The following is a 15,563-nucleotide window of genomic DNA, read 5'->3' on the forward strand; positions in this document are numbered from 1 at the left end:
TGTCGGGGATCCCTGTCGCGTGGTCAGCCCTCCTCGAGGGCAGTCCCGGTGAGCTCAGGCAACGCCAGCGCCGCCCCGCAGGCCAGTGCGAACGCGATCGCGAACACCACGAACGCGAACGCGGTGCCGCCCACCCCGAGCAGCAGCGGCACGCTCAACGGCGCCACGATCGAGGCGATCCGCCCGAAGGCTGCGGCGCTGCCCGCACCGGTGCCGCGCAGCGGGGTGGGGTAGAGCTCCGGGGTGACAGCGTAGAGCGCACCCCAGGCCCCCAGGTTGAACGCCGAGAGGGTCATCCCCGCGGCGATGATCATCCCCACCGAGTCCGCCTGCCCGAACCAGATCGCCGCCACCGCCGAGCCGGCCAGGAATGTGGCCAGCGTGGGCCGACGGCCCCATTTCTCGATCAGGAACGCCGCTGCGGCGTACCCGGGCAGCTGGGCCAGGGTGATGATCAGCGTGTACCCGAAGGAGTGCACGAGGTCGAATCCCTTGGCCACCAGCAGCGACGGCAACCAGATGAACGCCCCGTAGTAGGCGAAGTTCACGCCGAACCAGGCCAGCCAGATCGCCGTGGTGCGGCGGCGCAGCCGTGGCTGCCACAGGTCCCGCCAGCCGGCCCTCTGCCCCGGTGCACCGGCCCCGGCAACGGAGGCTGCGCCGTCATCGGCCCCGGTCGTCTCGACAGGTGAGGCAACCTCCTCAGGTGAACTTGCTCGTTGATCGGGTTGCCCCGCGGGGCCGGATCGACGAGCAACTTCGGGGGAGGACTCGAAGCTGCGGACCACCGCCTCCGCCTCGTCGTGCCGGCCGGCCCGTTCCAGGAACCGCACCGACTCCGGCATCCGCCAGCGCACCACGAGGGCCCACAGCGCCGGTACGGTGCCCAGCAGCAGCGCCCACCGCCACCCGTTCGCGGCCGGCACCACCAGGTAGCCGATCAGGGCCGCCGCGATCCAGCCGAAGGCCCAGAACGCCTCCAGGATCACCACCACCCGGCCGCGGATCTTGCGGGGTGCGAACTCGCTCATCAGCGTGGAGGCGACCGGCAGCTCGGCACCGAGGCCGAGCCCCACCACGAACCGCAGCGTCAGCAGCATCGCCAGCCCCATCGACGCGGCGGAGAGCCCGGTGGCCAGCCCGTACACCAGTAGCGTGAGTGCGAAGACCTGCCGGCGGCCGAACCGGTCGGCGAGCAACCCGCCCACGCTGGCACCGATCGCCATCCCGACGAACCCGATCGACCCGATCCAGGACTTCTCCGCATCGGTGAGCATCCACTCGGCACCCAGAGCGGCCATGATGAACGAGATCAGCCCGACGTCCATCGCATCCAGCGCCCAGCCCACACCGGATGCACCGAGCAGCTTGCCGTGCGCGCGGGTGAACGGAAGCCGGTCGAGACGCTCGGTGCGAGTGAGGCGGGTGGTCGGACCTGGGTCAGTCATCAGACCTCGATCAGAGGTGGGTGGGAAGGGACTGATCCGAACTCTAGTGCTGGCGGACAGCCGGAGGGCCGCAGTCGGGCGAGCCTGCGCAGCTGCTCGGCTGGTGCGCACGCCCACGACGCCGATATTCGCTCGGCCGGATGGCGCTGGACTGCGACGATGACCCCATGACATCCCGTCCGGAGGAGATCACCACGCTCGCCGCACGCCACGGGTTGGAGCTGGACCCAGCAAGCGTGCACCTGAACGAGAGCGGTCTGGACTACCGGGTCGCCTATGCCCGCGATGCCACCGGAGCGAACTGGGTGCTGCGCATCCCGCGCCGGGCCGACCTGGCCACCGGGGCGCGGGCCGAGGCGCTGCTGCTGGACCTCGTGCGCGACCGGATCTCACCGGCCGTGCCGCAGTGGCGGGTGCACACCGAGGAACTCATCGCCTACCCGCTGCTTCCCGGGTCAGCCGGGCCTGACCATCGACGACGGCGAGGTCACCTGGCACGTGGACGTCGCCTCCCAGCCGTTCGCCCAGGCGTACGGCCACCTGGTCGGCCAGCTGCATCAGGTGCCCCGCGAGGAGGTCGCGGCGGCCGGGCTGCCCACGCCGACGATCGCCGAGGTCCGCGATGCACGTGCGGCCGACCTGGCCCGCGTGGCCGAGGCGTTCACCATCGACCCGGCGCTGCGCGAGCGGTGGGACGCCTGGCTCGCCGATGACACCGGCTGGCCCGAGCGCACAGTGTTCACGCACGGGGAGCTGTACCACGCACACCTCCTGGTCAGCGACGAGGCCACGATCACCGGGGTGCTGGACTGGACCACTGCCGGGATCGGCGACCCGGGCAAGGATCTGATGTTCCAGGCCGGGTTCGCCCCGCCCGAGGCCTTCTCCACGTTCCTGGCCGCCTACGCCGAGGCTGGTGGGCAGACCTGGCCTGGGCTGGCGGCCCACTGCGCTGAGCTGCTCGCCTTCGGCCCGGTCGACTACGGCCTGTTCGCGCTGCACACCGGTGAGGAGGAGCACCGAGCGGTCAGCTCGACCCCACCTGATGCCCTCCACGCAGGTCGTCCTCGCTCGCGTAGTAGTAGTGCACCGTCGCGAGCGCTGCGGCGGGGGATGCGGCTGATCACCTTCAGCCCCGGCTGAGGTCAGCCGCGCAGTGCGGTCACGAGCGGGGCGAGCATCCGCGGGTCGGTCTGCAGGATCAGCGTGGTCACGCAGCTCGCCTGCCAGCGGGCCAGCTGGCCAGCCAGGTCCGACGGCGTCCCGACCAGGGCCACGTCCGTCACCAGCTCCGTGGGAACGGCTGCCGCTGCGGCCGCCTTGTCCCCGGCGGCGTACTTGGTCTGGACCTCCTCGCACACCTGCGCGTAGCCCAGCCGGGCGATCGCCTCCCGGTGGAAGTTCGCAGCTGCCGAGCCCATCCCGCCGATGTACAGCGCCAGATGCGGGCGCACCGCATCGGCCGCCGATTCCAGATCGGTGCCGATCACCGCCGGCACGGCCGCGCTGACCTCGAAGTCGGCGACCGGCGTCCGTGCCCGATCGCGCCGGGCGAAGCCGTCGGCCAGGTTCTGCCGGTACTCGGCATCCAAGGCCGGGGAGATGAACGCGGGCAACCAGCCGTCGGCGATCTCGGCGGCCAGCGCCGTGTTCCGCGGGCCCTGCGCCGCCAGGTGGATCGGCAGGTCCGCTCGCAACGGATGCACAGTGGACCGCAGCGGCTTTCCCTGGTGAGCTCCGCCGTCGTACGGGAGCGAGAAATGCTTCCCGGAGAACGTGACGGGCGCCTCCCGGGCGAGCACCTCACGAACGATCTGCACGTACTCCCGGGTGCGCTCCAACGGCCGGGGGTAGGGCTGGCCGTACCACCCCTCCACCACCTGCGGACCGGAGGCCCCCAGACCGAGCACGAACCGGCCACCGGAGAGGTGGTCCAGGGTGAGCGCGGTCATCGCCGTGGCCGCCGGGGTGCGCGCGGAGAGCTGCGCGATCCCGGTGCCCAACCGAACCCGGGAGGTGCCCGCGCCCCACCAGGCCAACGGGGTGAACGCATCCGAACCGTAGGACTCGGCCGTCCACACCGAGTCCAGTCCCAGCTCGTCCGCTGCGGCCACGGCCTCGGCAGCTCCTGGTGGCGGGCCAGCAGCCCAGTATCCGGTGTGAAATCCGATCCGCATCCTGCCCATCATGCCGTAGCGGGGCCGGTCAGAACCCGAAGATCTCGGTACCGGCGCGCAGCGCGAGGATCGCGCCGGCGATGCCGATCAGCCAGCCGATCGTCTCCCCGGCCTCCCGCTCCAGGAAGTCACCGATCTTGCGCAGGGCGCCGTCCAACCGGGTTCCGACGGCGAGGCGCACCACGAGCAGCACCGCCGCCGGGGCAATCATCACCAGACAGTAGCCCCACAGCACACCCGCCTGCGCCGCGCCACCCAGGTCTGCGGCACTGAGCAGCCCGATCCCCGCCAGGTACGGCAGCATCGTGGGGATCTCTGCCGAGGCGGCAAGCACCGCGAACGCGGCCAGGGCGACTACACTCCTGCTGGAGCTGCGCTGGGTCATCGCCTGCTCCCGCCACCGGTCCAGCCGGCCCCGAGGAACGTCCTCGCCTCGTTTGCGGGCCTCCTGCCGAGCCACCGCCGCCTTCTTCCCGGGGATCTTCCAGGAGACGGCGAACAGCGCCAGTCCGACGAGCAGGCGCACCCACGCTCCGGCCGGGGTGTCCAAGAAGGTGATGAGCTGGTCGCCGAAGGTGAGCGCCCCGGCGAGCAGTGCCAGCCCCATCGCCCAGTAGAACAGGGCCACCACCAGCAGGAAGGCGCCGATCCGGCCGGCGAGCAGCCGGCCACGCTGCAGCATCAGCCAGATCGGCAGCACCAGGGTGCCGATGCTGGTGGAGTCGATGAGCGCGAGCACGGTCAGGCCGCCGACGAGGGAGAGGGACATGGAACCAGCCTGGTGACCGCGGTGCGCCGGTACATCAGCAGGGTGGCTCATCTGTGCGCACGCTGTGTACATCCTTCGTCGGATGCGCACACCGGAAGAGGGCTCCTTCGGCCGATGTTCGCTCAGCGACCGGCGCCGAGGATAGCCGGTATGGACTCGAGCTCGACGATCTTGGTCGGCGGCATCATCGCCTCCGAAGTGCTGTTCTGGGTGCTGCTGTTCGGCGGCCTCGCGGCGGGTACCTGCTGCGCGCACCGCGGTTGAGCACGGTGCTGCTGCTCGGAGTGCCGCTGGCCGACCTGGTGCTGGTCACGCTCACCCTGGTGGACCTGGCCGGTGGTTCCCAGCCGGGGAACGTGCACGGCCTGGCCGCCATCTACCTGGGCGTGAGCGTGGCCTTCGGGCACTACATCGTGCGCCGAGTGGACGGCTGGTTCGCGCACCGGTACGCCGGCGGGCCGAAGCCGGCCAAGCTGCCGACCGCTGGCCCCGAGCGGATGCGGCACGAGTGGCACAGCTTCAAGCGGATGGCGATCGCGTGGGCGCTGGCCGTGCCGTTGCTGCTGGCGATGGTGGTCGTCTCCGGCTGGTATGTGCCCACCTCGCTGCCCGAGCTGTTCGGCAGTGACCCGATGTGGGCGTGGATCGGGCGGGCCAGCGCGGTGCTGGTGCTCTGGTTCGCCACCGGGCCGGTCTACTACGGGCTCTACAAGAGCGAACCCGAGGAAGGTGCACAGACCGGCTCGTCGGTACCGACCGCGATCACCCCCGCCGAACCGGAGGAGGGCGAGGTCGTAGGTCAGGCCCCCGCTGGAGCGCCCGCGTCCTCGCGGCGCCTGACCGGCTGACCACCCTCCCCCTCGAACCGGCGCCCCCACCCGGTGGCCACTGCCGCGATCAGCACCACGGTGAGCAGCAAGGGGTAGAAGGTCGCCCCGAACAGCTCCGTGGTGGCCAGCTCCGGTGCCTGCTCGTGCCCGGCGGTGAGCATCGCACCGATGAACAGGAACGCGCTGAACACCGGCACCACACAGGCGAGGCCCATCGCGAAGCAGTCCATCACGTTGGTGCGCCGGTACGGGTGCAGCCCGTGCCGGGCACCGATCTCGTCCGCCACCGGTCCGAAGATGAGCATCGAGGCGGAGTTCACCCCACCGAAGAGCACCGTGGTGGCGCTCACCCCGAGCCCGATCGCCGCCTCGGCACCGCGAGGCGTGCCGGCGAGGCGCCCTTCGGTGAGGGCGGCGACGATCCGTTCCAGCACACCGGCCGCGCGGAGCACGCCCATGATCCCGAACACCGCGACCACCAGCGCCACAGTCGGGAGCATCGCGGTCACTCCGGTCACCAGGTATCCCGTCGGAGCTCCCTCGGCCACGCCGAGCACCCCGGACGGTTCCAGGAGCCCGGCGAGCAACGCCGTCGCCGTGCCGAGAACGAGACCGACGGTCACGGCCAGATAGATGTTCCGGGAGAGGAACGCCGTCAGCAGCAGTGCGGCGATCGGCGCCAGCATGATCAGCCCGCGCGGGTCGGAGTGCTCGGTCAGATCCACACCTGCTGCGCCGGATGCACCGGATCTGCCGAAGGTGAGGTAGCCGATCGCGGCAAGCGCGGCCGCCACGAGCGCGTACCGGGCCCGGCTGGTGACCACCCCTCCGATATCGGCTGCGCCGTCCTTGCGGCGGAACCGCTGGGTGGAGGCGGAGATGATCGTGGTGTCCGAGATCGGTGCGAGGTTGTCCCCGAAGATGGCTCCGGAGACGATCGCCCCGGCCAGCATTGCCGGGTCCGCGCCGAGTAGGACTCCCGCCGGGTAGAAGATCGGGAACGCCGTGAACATCGTGCCGATCGAGGACCCGGTGGCCATCGCGATCAGACAGCAGGCGAGGAAGACGAACAGCGTCAGGACAGCGCCGTGTAGGCCGGCCTGCTCGGCGATCCAGACGAAACCGGCGGAGACGTCGGAGTCCTTGATCAGCTGCCCGAGCATGCCGACGAGCACCAGGATCATCACGATGGACACCGAGGTCGCACTGCCGACGCCGGCGATCACGGCATCCCAGAACCTGGTGTAGCCGCGCGCCAGCAACGCGCCCAGCAGCAGCGCGATGAACCCGCCCGCCGCCAGCACGGTCATGTCGAAGGCGTCCAGCACCACGAAGTAGACGACGCAGAAGACCACGAAGATCGCCACGGGGATGAACGCCATCGCCCAGCCACCGCGGAACGTCAGGGTGTCGGAACTCATCGCAGGTCCTCTTCTCGCGGACGGTACAGCTGGGCGGCTTGGCCGGGAGGGTACACGGGCCAGCGGGTGCGGTGAGTGGGGTGTCCACGCTTCGGGGCGACTGTGCCCGAGCCCGGGGGAGGAGGCGATACTGGGGCGAGGAGGATGTGATGAGCGAAGACCGGGACATGGCTGCCGATACCCGCGCTGAGCAGCGGCGCACCGAGCTGTACGACCTGCGGGTGGTGGTGGACCGGATCGAGGGCCGGTCGGTGTGTGGACTGCGGCCGGGCGATCACTTCGACCTGACCTGCTCCAGCCGGATCTCGCTACCCGAGGGTCGGCACTTCTGCCTGTACGCGCTCTCGGCGGTGCTCCCGCTGCTGCCCGCCGCCCAGCGGGCCGTGGCTGCGGGTGACTGGCTCGCCACCGACAACGAGGTGGCCTGCCCGGATCCGGAGGAACGGCTGATCATGCGGATCGAGCGCACCGGCACTGCCAGCATCCCCACCGAGGAGCTGACATGAGCCTGGCACTGACGATCGCGCTGCAGTCGGACAAGACCACCGCGGAGTACACCCGGCTCACACGGCAGGTGCAGGAGCACGGGTTCGACGGTCTGTCGGTGTACTCCGACCTCGGTTTCCAGCCGCCGCTGGCTGCGCTGCTGGCCGCGGCCGGGGCGAGCCGCAGCCTCCGCCTGGGGCCCTCCTGCCTGAACCCCTACCTGCTGCACCCGGTGGAGATCGCCGGGCAGCACGCGGTGCTGGACGAGGCCAGCGGCGGGCGCGCCTACCTCGGTCTGGCGCGTGGCTCCTGGCTGCAGCAGGTCGGCACCGCCCAGGACCGGCCGTTGGCGCACCTGGAGGACACTGTGCAGATCGTGCGCCGGTTCGTGGCCGGGGACGACGGCGGCTACCAGGGGCGGGCGTTCTCCGTCGAACCCGGTTTCCGCCTGCAGTACCCACCGGTGCGGCCGGAGGTGGACGTGCTGCTCGGCGTCTGGGGTCCGCGCGGGGCCGACCTGGCCGGGCGGATCGCCGACGAGGTGAAGATCGGCGGGTCCGCCAACCCGGACATGGTCCAGCAGATGCGCACCTGGTTGGAGACGTCTGCCACTGCAGCGGGTCGGGGCGCCGGGGCGGTGCGGGTGTGTGCCGGTGCGGTCACCGTGGTGGACGAGGACGGCGCACGGGCCCGCGCGCTCGCGCGCCGGGAGGTGGCCATGTACGTCGACGTCGTCGCTCGCCTGGATCCGACCGTGCAGGTGGAGGAGGAGCTGCTGGTGCAGTTGCGGGCGCTGCTGGCCGAAGGGCGGGCCGAGGACGCCGGCGGGCTGCTCAGCGACGACCTGCTGGACCGGTTCTGCCTGGCCGGCACGCCCAGCCAGGTGGTGGAGCACACGCTCCGGCTGGCCGCTGCCGGTGCCGACCGGGTGGAGTTCGGCACACCGCACGGCCTCACCGGGGCGGGCGGCATCCAGCTCCTCGGGTCGGCCGTGCTGCCGGCCGTGCGGGCAGAGCTGGCGGCGGCCTGAGCTGGCGGCGGCCTGAGCTGGCGGCGGCCTGAGCGCAGAGAGGGTCTGATGGCAGAAGGAGAAGAGGTACCTGCGGGCGAGGCTCAGCCGACGGGTGCGGAGGTTGACGACTCCGGCCTGCCCCGGCGGTGGCCCCGTCGGCTGCTGAAGGTGGGGATCGGCCTGCTGACCAGCATCCTGGCGCTCGCCCTGGTGGTGGTGATCGCGTTCCAGGTGAGCTACTGGCCCACCACGCTGCTGCTGCGCAACCTGCCCGCCTTCAACGGGGATGACCCGGCCGCCGGGCAGGTCGCCGCCCCAGCAGGTGTGAGCTCGAGCTTCGACGTCGTCTACCGTCCCGGTGACGAGGACGGCCGGATGGACGTGTTCTGGCCCGAAGGAGAAGAGGGGCCGTTGCCCACAGTGGTGTGGGTGCACGGCGGTGCATTCGTCGCCGGCACCAAGGACGGCACCACGACCTACCTGCAGACGATCGCCGCTCGCGGCTACACCACCATCTCCGTGGAGTACACCAAGGCACCGGAGGAGCAGTACCCCTACCAGCTGGGCCAGGTGGCTGACGCGCTCGCCTACGTGGACGCGCACGCCGAGGAGCTGCACGTGGACCCCAGCCGCATCGTGCTCGGCGGGGACTCCGCCGGCGGGCACATCGCCGCCCAGACCGCGATGGCCATCTCCCAGCCCGGTTACGCCGAGGCAGCCGGGCTGCAGCGGCCGCTGGATGCCGAGCAGCTGGTCGGCACCGTGCTGATGTGCGGTGCCTACGACCTGCACCTGCCGGACTACGACGACGGGATCACGGGCAGGTTCCAGCGCGACATCATCTGGGCCTACACCGGGCAGAAGGAATTCCTGGACGACCCCGCCCTGGCGTACGCCTCCCTGCCGCAGCACGTGACCGGCGAGCTCCCGCCCACGTTCATCTCCGCCGGCAACGGCGACCCGCTCGAGGCGCACTCGCACTCGATGGCTCAGGCGCTGGCCGCCGCGGGAGCGGACGTGGACGCGCTGTTCTTCCCGGCCGACACCGACCCGCCGGTGCCGCACGAGTACCAGGTGGCCCTGCACACCGAACCGGCGCAGCTGGCGCTGACGCGGGTGCTGGACTTCCTGCAGGCACAGGTGCAGTAGCCGGCGCGCAGGCAGGTCACGCTGCTCCGGGCGGGCGCCGGCGCGCACGGTCAGCTCAGCTGCGGGGCCACCTCACGGGCGATCAGGTCCAGGTGGTCCAGGTCCGCCAGGTCGAGGATCTGCAGGTACACCCGCTCCGCGCCCATCTCCTGCACCTCTCGGATCCGGGCCGCCGCCTCCGCCGGGGTGCCGGCCACCCCGTTCTCCCGTAGCTCCGCCGGCTCCCGACCGATCGCGGCCGCCCGCCGGCCCACCTCCGCCTCGTCAGCACCCACGCAGGCCACCAGTGCCACCGAGTAGGTGAGGTCGGCCGGATCGCGACCGATGTCTTGGCACGCCTGGTGCACCCGGGCGAAACCGGCGGGGATGTCGCCCAGCTGTGGGAAGGCGATGTTGAACTCGCTGGCGAACCTCGCGGCCAGCGCCGGGGTGCGGCGCTTGCCGTGCCCGCCGACCAGCACTGGCACCTGCGGCTGCGCTGGTTTGGGTAGTGCGGGGGAGTCGGTCAGCTGGTAGTGCTCGCCGGTGAAGGAGAACGTCTGCCCGGCCGGTGTGTGCCAGAGGCCGGTGACCACCTCCAGCTGTTCTTCCAGCATCCCGAACCGCTTGGCCGGGAACGGGATACCGTAGGCGGCGTGCTCCTCGGCGTACCAGCCGGTGCCCAGGCCGAGCTCGACCCGGCCGCCGGACATCTGGTCCACCTGTGCCACCTGGATCGCCAGCACGCCGGGATGGCGGAACGTGGCCGAGGAGACCAGCGTGCCCAGGCGGATGCGCGAGGTCTCTCGCGCCAACCCGGCGAGCGTGGTCCAGGCGTCGGTCGGTCCGGGCAGCCCGTCGGTGCCCATGGCCAGGTAGTGGTCGGAACGGAAGAATGCGTCGAAGCCGAGCTCCTCGGTCGCCTTGGCGACGGCGAGCAGGTCGTCGTAGGAGGCGCCCTGCTGAGGTTCGGTGAAGATCCGTAGCTGCATGGCTCCAGCCTGCCATGAGCTCGATCTCGGACAGCCGGCCTGATGGACATGACCGCGCCCTACGGCACCGATGTCGTCGTACGCAGACGTTGCGGCAATGTCGTCGCTCATCGACATTGTCGTAGTGTCGCCGTATGATGACATCATGTCCGGTTCTCCTGCGCTGACCAACGTGAGATCTCTGCCCCGGCTGGGTACCGCCGTCCGGATGCTCCGGATGCGACGCGGACTGACCCAGGCCGAGCTCGCCCGGCTCGCCGACGTGTCCCGGCAATGGTTGATCAAGCTCGAGGCCGGCAAGACCGCAGGGTTGGAGATCGGTCTGGTCCTGCACGTGCTGGACGCGCTGGACGCCAGCCTGATGATCCGGGACGAGGCGCCGTGAGGCCGCCCCGACAGCTGGCGGTGCTGCTCGGCGGTGAGCACGTCGCGATGGTGGAGCGCACGCGCTCGACGCTGCGGCTGACCTATCTGGAGCACGTGCGGCGCCCGGACGTGACACCACTCTCCCTTGCCCTTGCGCCGGTGCTCGGCACACACTCGGGAGCGGCGGTCGAGTCCTACCTCGATGGTCTGGTCCCGGACAGCGACGGTGCGCTGACGGCCTTGAAGAACCAGTACGGGGTGGACACCAAGGACCAGCTGAGCATCTTGGCGGCCATCGGCAAAGACTGCGCCGGCGCCGTGCAGTTCTGCCTCCCGGAGGAGATCGCGCAGGTGCAGGCACGCCACGGGGAGCTGGTCCCCGTCGCGGACGCCGAGATCGAGCAGCGGCTGGCCGAGATGGATGTGGACGAGGAGGCTTCCTGGATCCTGCCCGGCGAGCACTGGTCGCTGGGCGGCACCCAGCAGAAGTTTGCGCTGCGCTGGCAGGACGGCTGGCACACCGCGCACGGGGCAGAGCCCACCACCCACATCGTCAAGCCAGGTGTGCGCGCCCTCAAGGCCCAGGCGCTTGCCGAGCACGTCAGCATGCGCGCCGCCACCGCGCTCGGCCTGCCGGCGGCGCACACCGAGTTCACCGAGTTCAAGTCACAGCTCGCGATCGTGATCACCCGCTTCGACCGGGTGATCGACGAGCGAGGTCTCCTGGTGCGCCGGCACCAGGAGGACCTGTGCCAGGCCCTGGGCCTGTCAGAGAAGTACGAGGAGTACGGCGGCCCGTCGGCCGCCGATGTGGTCGACCTGCTGCGCGCTGCCTCGGAGACTCCCCGAGCGGCCCGCGCGAACGTGGACGCCTTCGTGGACGGGCTGATCTTCAACACGGTGATCGGTGCGCCTGATGCGCACGCGCGCAACTACGCAGTGCTGCTCGAGGGGGACCAGGTGCACCTTGCGCCGCTCTACGACGTCGCCTCCGGTCTGGGCTACGGTGCCGGCGGCGCAGCGCGCAAGCTCTCGATGAGCATCGGCGGTACCTTCCTGCTCACCGAGGTGACCCGCGAGGCATGGCGACGCTTCGCCCAGAGTGCACGACTGGACGACGAACGCCTGCTTGTTCGTCTGGCCGAGATCGCCGAGCAAGCCCCGGCGGCGTTCGAGGCTGCGCTGGCAGAGGTGGACGACTGGCATGGTCAGGCTCGGGATCTCTCCGCACGCCTGCTGCCTGAGCTGCGCCGTCACGCAGCGCGCTATACCTGAGCGGCGACCGGTGCGCATCCGCGCGGGCGGGCCGGTCCCCTCTGGGCGCGCTCCCGGTCATCAGCCCTGCTGCGGGCGTTGCTCCGTGAGCGGTAGCCGCGGCACCCAGCAGGGCACGTTCTCCTGGTAGGCGGTGAACTCGGCGCCGAAACGAGCCTGCAGGTCAGCTTCCTCCGCCGGGCGGATCAGCGTGTTCCACACGATCGACCCGCACAACGCATAGAGGGTGACGATCCACGAACTGAGCAGGATGCCCACGGCCACGCCCTGGGTGATCCCGGCGATCGCCATCGGGTTGCGGACCAGGCGGTAGGGGCCGGTGACCACCAGGCGGCGCGCCGTCACCGCAGGCAACGGTGTGCCCGCGCCACGGCGGGACATCGACCACGCCGACCACACGCCCAGCCCACTGGCCAGCACGAGCAGGCCGGCACCGGCCAGCCGCACCCCGCCCGGGGCCGCCAGCTGCAGTCCCCAACGCCGTTCGAGCGCGGCGAGCCCGAGCGGGAGCAGCACGAGAAAGGCTCCCCAGAAGCCCAGCATCTGCACCCCGGTGCGCCGCACGTGCACCCGCGCCGGTGCCGGCTCAGCAGGTCGGAAGGCGAACGGCCCGACGAGCAGCCACTCCCCGGGCAGCCGGCCGAGCACCACCAGCAGGCCGGCAGCCACGCTGCCCAGGCTGGCGACGACCATGAGCAGCGCGCCCCCACCGGCCTCGCCAGTGATCGTCGCGTACCCGGCCATCCCCGCTGCGACCAGCAGCGTCCACGGCACCACGACCCACACCGCCCACCGCCCACCGCCGACCGAGCGCGACCAACGCGGAGGCAGCCACGAACAACGGAAGGTCCAGCGCCGCCACCAGCACCGGGTCCAGCGTCCCGAGCGTCGCCTGGCGCACGGCGGGCAGCAGCGCCACGGCGAGCCACCAGAGCGCGCCGGCCGCCGCCTGCAGCGCGAAGTAGCCGCGCCCGTGCCGGTCGGTCAGGCGGCTCGTGCCCTCGCGCGCCTCGGACGGCCCCATGGCCGCATTCTACGAGCGACCGACGCGCGGACCGCTCAGCGCATCGCCGGTCGTCCGGTCAGCCCACCACTGCGGCACAATGACCAGATGCCACCTCTGAGCAGCCGCAGTGCCGAGAACCCCCTGGTCCTGACCGGAGGGCGGGTGCTCATCGATGACGGCGTCGTGGAGACCAGCGTGGTCGTCCGCGATGGGCAGATCGCGGCGCTCGTCGACGACCCGCCGGCCGGCCGCGTGCTCGACGTCGGGGGCCGGCTCATCGGTCCTGGCCTGGTGGACATCCACATCCACGGGGCCGCCGGGCACAGCTTCGAGCAGGCCGAAGATGACGACGGCGTAGCGGCCATCGTGGGCCACCTCGCCTCCCGAGGGGTCACCACGGTGCTCGCGGCGCTCGCCTCGGACCAGGTGGAGACCATGGTCAGCACCGTTCACGCACTGCACCGGTATCGGGACGATCCGCTGCCTGGGACGGCCGAGGTGGCCGGGGTGCACCTGGAAGGACCGTTCCTCACACCGGCGCAGGCGGGTGCGCACTCCCCGGCGGTGCTGCGCGATCCCGACGCGGACGCCGTGGCCAGGTTGGCCTCGCTCCGTCCTGCGATGATCACCCTGGCGCCGGAGCTGCCCGGGGGAGTCTCCGCCGTCGAGCAGTTCCGTGCCGCCGGCACGGTGGTGGCGGCCGGGCACAGCGAGGCCCGCGTGCCGGACCTGCAGGCGGCCCAGGCTGCCGGACTGACCCACCTGACCCACCTGTGGAGCGGGCAGTCCGCGCTGGTGCGCGAGGGACCGTGGCGGGTACCCGGTCTGCTCGAGGCTTCTCTGGCCTCCACCGGGCTCACCGCCGAGGTGATCGCCGACGGCAAGCACCTACCACCAGCCCTGCTGGAGATCGCCCGCCGCTGCCTGGGTGAGGACCTGATCGTGGTCTCGGACGCCACCTCCGGTGCCGGTCTGCCGGAGGGGAGCCGGTACGCGCTGGCCGATGTGGTCTGCGAGGTGCGCGACGGTGTGGGTGTGGTGGTCGGTGCGGACGCGTTCGGCGGCAGCACGACCACGCTCGAGGCGATGCTCGCCTACCTGCATGCCGATCTCGGCTGGCCGGTGGCCGAGCTGTTTGCGATGGGCAGCACCCGACCCGCTCAGATCGTCGGCCTCGGCGACCGCAAGGGCCGGATCATGCCCGGCTATGACGCCGACCTGCTCGTCGTCGAGGACGACCTCTCCCCGTGGGCGACCGTGGTGCGCGGCCGCCTCGTGCGACCGTAGCGACCCTGGCGGCCCACCGACCGGGCCCGGCCCTGGTCGACCACAACCGAGATCATCGCCTCCTCGGCCGTAGCTTCCCGAGATGCCCTGCGGCTGACTCTGCCACCGCTATTACTTGACATGGTGAACGAAAAAGGGCATCGTTCTGGCTGTGCAACGAAGCCCAGACATCGACGACGCGCCATCCTTGGCCACGTTGGGGCCAGCGGCCCGCGGGGTGGTGCGGGCGCTGCTGCTCGGCGGTCCGCTCACCCGGGCCGAGCTCGCCCGCCGCCTTGGCCTGTCGCCGGCAAGCCTGACGAAGACCGCTCGACCGTTGCTTGTTTCTGGCTTGATCTCTGAGGGAGCTGCACTTGTCTCGGAGCAACGCGGTCGTCCCGGTGCGCCGTTGGTGCTCGATGCGGCCCGGCATCAGTTCATCGGCGTGAAGCTCACTGCCGACGAGGTCTTCGCGGTCCGGGCCGATGCGCGCGGCCGTGTCGACGTGAGCCAGAGCGTTCAGATCGAGAGCACCGAGGTGACCGCCGTCGTCGCCGAGATTGTTGCAATCGTAAACGAAATAGGTGGTGACCATCGGATCCAGGCGCTCGGGATCGGGCTTGCGGGCGAGCAGACCCGGTTCGACGACACGGTCCGCCGGAACCACTACCTCGGCTGGGACCAGGTGCCTCTTGCCCAGCTGGTCGAGGAGGCGACCGGGATTCCCACCGTGCTCAGCGGAGACGCCCGCGCACTCACCGCCGGGGTGCAGTGGTCGGGACCTGGTAAGGGAATGAGCGAGCTCGCCGTCCTGACCGTGGGCGTGGGCATCGGCCTGGGCATCGTGCTCGAGGACAAGGTGCTCTCCGGACCGAGCGGCCTGGTCGGCATGATCGGGCACCATCGCATCTCGGACTCGGGCCCCCTCTGCGAGCTGGGCCACCGCGGCTGCGCCTCGAGCTACCTCACCACTGCCGCGATCACCGCCGCCATCGGTGTGCCGCACGGTCGCGTCGACATCGACCTGGCGCAGGGCTGTGCGCTGGCTGCCGACGGCGATCCGGTGGCACGGCGCGTGCTTGCGGACGCCGGGCGCGCGCTCGGCGTGATCATCGCCCAGCTGGTGAACATCCTCGGCCTGCCCGCAGTCATCCTCGCCGGTGACGGTCTGGAGCTGCTCAGCTACGCCGAGGACAGCATGCAGGCCGCGCTTGCCGAGCACCTCGATCCGGTGGCGCGTCGCCCGAAGGTGGTGGCATTCACCTCCGGGTTCGACGAGTGGGCCCGCGGGGCGGCCGTGGTCGCGTGCCAATGGCTGCTCGATCCGCCACGACACCGGTATACCCGACCATGACCTGTCCAGACGACCGAGACGACCCCCAGGAGG

The 15,563-nt window shown here is 71.0% G+C and carries 15 protein-coding genes; 9 read left to right on the forward strand and 6 right to left on the reverse strand.

Annotation, left to right across the window (positions count from 1 at the left end; genetic code table 11):
* Window positions 1-23: 23 nt before the first annotated feature.
* Window positions 24-1,448, reverse strand: coding sequence for an MFS transporter (locus K338_RS0106850; protein ID WP_022917438.1), 1,425 nt, complete (start codon window positions 1,446-1,448; stop codon window positions 24-26).
* Between the two features lie 498 nt (window positions 1,449-1,946).
* Here K338_RS0106850 and K338_RS20980 point away from each other — a divergent pair, with 498 nt between their 5' ends.
* A complete protein-coding gene (locus K338_RS20980) occupies window positions 1,947-2,591 on the forward strand; it encodes a phosphotransferase (protein WP_245542910.1) in 645 nt (214 codons plus the stop codon).
* Window positions 2,592-2,593: 2 nt separating this feature from the next.
* On the opposite strand, the gene K338_RS0106860 is transcribed toward K338_RS20980, so the two are convergent.
* On the reverse strand, window positions 2,594-3,625 hold the full coding sequence (locus tag K338_RS0106860; protein WP_022917439.1) for an LLM class F420-dependent oxidoreductase: 1,032 nt from the start codon (window positions 3,623-3,625) through the stop codon (window positions 2,594-2,596).
* 28 nt (window positions 3,626-3,653) lie between these two features.
* Window positions 3,654-4,394: a GAP family protein gene (locus tag K338_RS0106865; protein WP_027286526.1), complete on the reverse strand. Its 741-nt coding sequence runs from the start codon at window positions 4,392-4,394 to the stop codon at window positions 3,654-3,656.
* 260 nt (window positions 4,395-4,654) lie between these two features.
* Here K338_RS0106865 and K338_RS20985 point away from each other — a divergent pair, with 260 nt between their 5' ends.
* Entirely contained in the window at window positions 4,655-5,242 is a 588-nt protein-coding gene (locus K338_RS20985) for a hypothetical protein (protein WP_211218197.1), read from the forward strand.
* Here the strand turns inward: K338_RS20985 and K338_RS0106875 are convergent.
* Window positions 5,194-6,645 (reverse strand): Na+/H+ antiporter NhaC family protein, encoded by a 1,452-nt coding sequence (locus K338_RS0106875; protein ID WP_022917441.1) that lies wholly within the window; start codon window positions 6,643-6,645, stop codon window positions 5,194-5,196. The genes K338_RS20985 and K338_RS0106875 overlap by 49 nt on opposite strands.
* A 149-nt stretch (window positions 6,646-6,794) precedes the next feature.
* Between K338_RS0106875 and K338_RS0106880 the strand changes: the two genes are divergently transcribed.
* Genes K338_RS0106880 through K338_RS0106890 form a run of 3 tightly spaced genes read left to right on the forward strand, consistent with a single transcriptional unit; the run spans window position 6,795 to window position 9,292 of the window.
* On the forward strand, window positions 6,795-7,151 hold the full coding sequence (locus K338_RS0106880; protein ID WP_022917442.1) for a TIGR04076 family protein: 357 nt from the start codon (window positions 6,795-6,797) through the stop codon (window positions 7,149-7,151).
* A complete protein-coding gene (locus K338_RS0106885) occupies window positions 7,148-8,161 on the forward strand; it encodes an LLM class flavin-dependent oxidoreductase (protein ID WP_022917443.1) in 1,014 nt (337 codons plus the stop codon). The genes K338_RS0106880 and K338_RS0106885 overlap by 4 nt, the downstream gene beginning before the upstream one ends.
* A gap of 48 nt (window positions 8,162-8,209) precedes the next feature.
* Complete coding sequence (locus K338_RS0106890; protein ID WP_022917444.1) at window positions 8,210-9,292, forward strand: alpha/beta hydrolase; 1,083 nt, start codon at window positions 8,210-8,212, stop codon at window positions 9,290-9,292.
* Between the two features lie 50 nt (window positions 9,293-9,342).
* Here K338_RS0106890 and K338_RS0106895 read toward each other — a convergent pair whose 3' ends face one another.
* On the reverse strand, window positions 9,343-10,263 hold the full coding sequence (locus tag K338_RS0106895) for an LLM class F420-dependent oxidoreductase (protein WP_022917445.1): 921 nt from the start codon (window positions 10,261-10,263) through the stop codon (window positions 9,343-9,345).
* Between the two features lie 145 nt (window positions 10,264-10,408).
* On the opposite strand from K338_RS0106895, the gene K338_RS0106900 reads away from it, so the two are divergent.
* Window positions 10,409-10,648, forward strand: a complete 240-nt coding sequence (locus tag K338_RS0106900; RefSeq protein WP_040653232.1) for a helix-turn-helix domain-containing protein — start codon at window positions 10,409-10,411, stop codon at window positions 10,646-10,648.
* A complete protein-coding gene (locus tag K338_RS20990) occupies window positions 10,645-11,904 on the forward strand; it encodes a type II toxin-antitoxin system HipA family toxin (RefSeq protein WP_040653152.1) in 1,260 nt (419 codons plus the stop codon). Before K338_RS0106900 ends, K338_RS20990 begins: the two co-directional genes overlap by 4 nt.
* A gap of 60 nt (window positions 11,905-11,964) precedes the next feature.
* Here the strand turns inward: K338_RS20990 and K338_RS20995 are convergent, their stop codons facing one another.
* A complete protein-coding gene (locus tag K338_RS20995; protein ID WP_245542911.1) occupies window positions 11,965-12,681 on the reverse strand; it encodes a methyltransferase family protein in 717 nt (238 codons plus the stop codon).
* A 334-nt stretch (window positions 12,682-13,015) separates the two neighbouring features.
* Between K338_RS20995 and K338_RS0106915 the strand changes: the two genes are divergently transcribed.
* Entirely contained in the window at window positions 13,016-14,197 is a 1,182-nt protein-coding gene (locus tag K338_RS0106915; protein ID WP_022917447.1) for an N-acetylglucosamine-6-phosphate deacetylase, read from the forward strand.
* Window positions 14,198-14,348: 151 nt separating this feature from the next.
* On the forward strand, window positions 14,349-15,530 hold the full coding sequence (locus tag K338_RS0106920; protein WP_169579527.1) for an ROK family transcriptional regulator: 1,182 nt from the start codon (window positions 14,349-14,351) through the stop codon (window positions 15,528-15,530).
* Window positions 15,531-15,563: the final 33 nt, after the last annotated feature.

Origin of the sequence: Ruania albidiflava DSM 18029 (genome assembly GCF_000421225.1) — a bacterium.
GTDB lineage: Bacteria > Actinomycetota > Actinomycetes > Actinomycetales > Beutenbergiaceae > Ruania > Ruania albidiflava.

Bases quoted from the DNA above. Each gene is read 5' to 3' on its own strand.
- K338_RS0106850 (WP_022917438.1), bottom strand. From the start codon at position 1,448: ATGACTGACCCAGGTCCGACCACCCGCCTCACTCGCACCGAGCGTCTC.
- K338_RS0106860 (WP_022917439.1), bottom strand. From the start codon at position 3,625: ATGCGGATCGGATTTCACACCGGATACTGGGCTGCTGGCCCGCCACCA.
- K338_RS0106865 (WP_027286526.1), bottom strand. From the start codon at position 4,394: ATGTCCCTCTCCCTCGTCGGCGGCCTGACCGTGCTCGCGCTCATCGAC.
- K338_RS0106875 (WP_022917441.1), bottom strand. From the start codon at position 6,645: ATGAGTTCCGACACCCTGACGTTCCGCGGTGGCTGGGCGATGGCGTTC.
- K338_RS0106880 (WP_022917442.1), top strand. From the start codon at position 6,795: ATGAGCGAAGACCGGGACATGGCTGCCGATACCCGCGCTGAGCAGCGG.
- K338_RS0106885 (WP_022917443.1), top strand. From the start codon at position 7,148: ATGAGCCTGGCACTGACGATCGCGCTGCAGTCGGACAAGACCACCGCG.
- K338_RS0106890 (WP_022917444.1), top strand. From the start codon at position 8,210: ATGGCAGAAGGAGAAGAGGTACCTGCGGGCGAGGCTCAGCCGACGGGT.
- K338_RS0106895 (WP_022917445.1), bottom strand. From the start codon at position 10,263: ATGCAGCTACGGATCTTCACCGAACCTCAGCAGGGCGCCTCCTACGAC.
- K338_RS0106900 (WP_040653232.1), top strand. From the start codon at position 10,409: ATGTCCGGTTCTCCTGCGCTGACCAACGTGAGATCTCTGCCCCGGCTG.
- K338_RS0106915 (WP_022917447.1), top strand. From the start codon at position 13,016: ATGCCACCTCTGAGCAGCCGCAGTGCCGAGAACCCCCTGGTCCTGACC.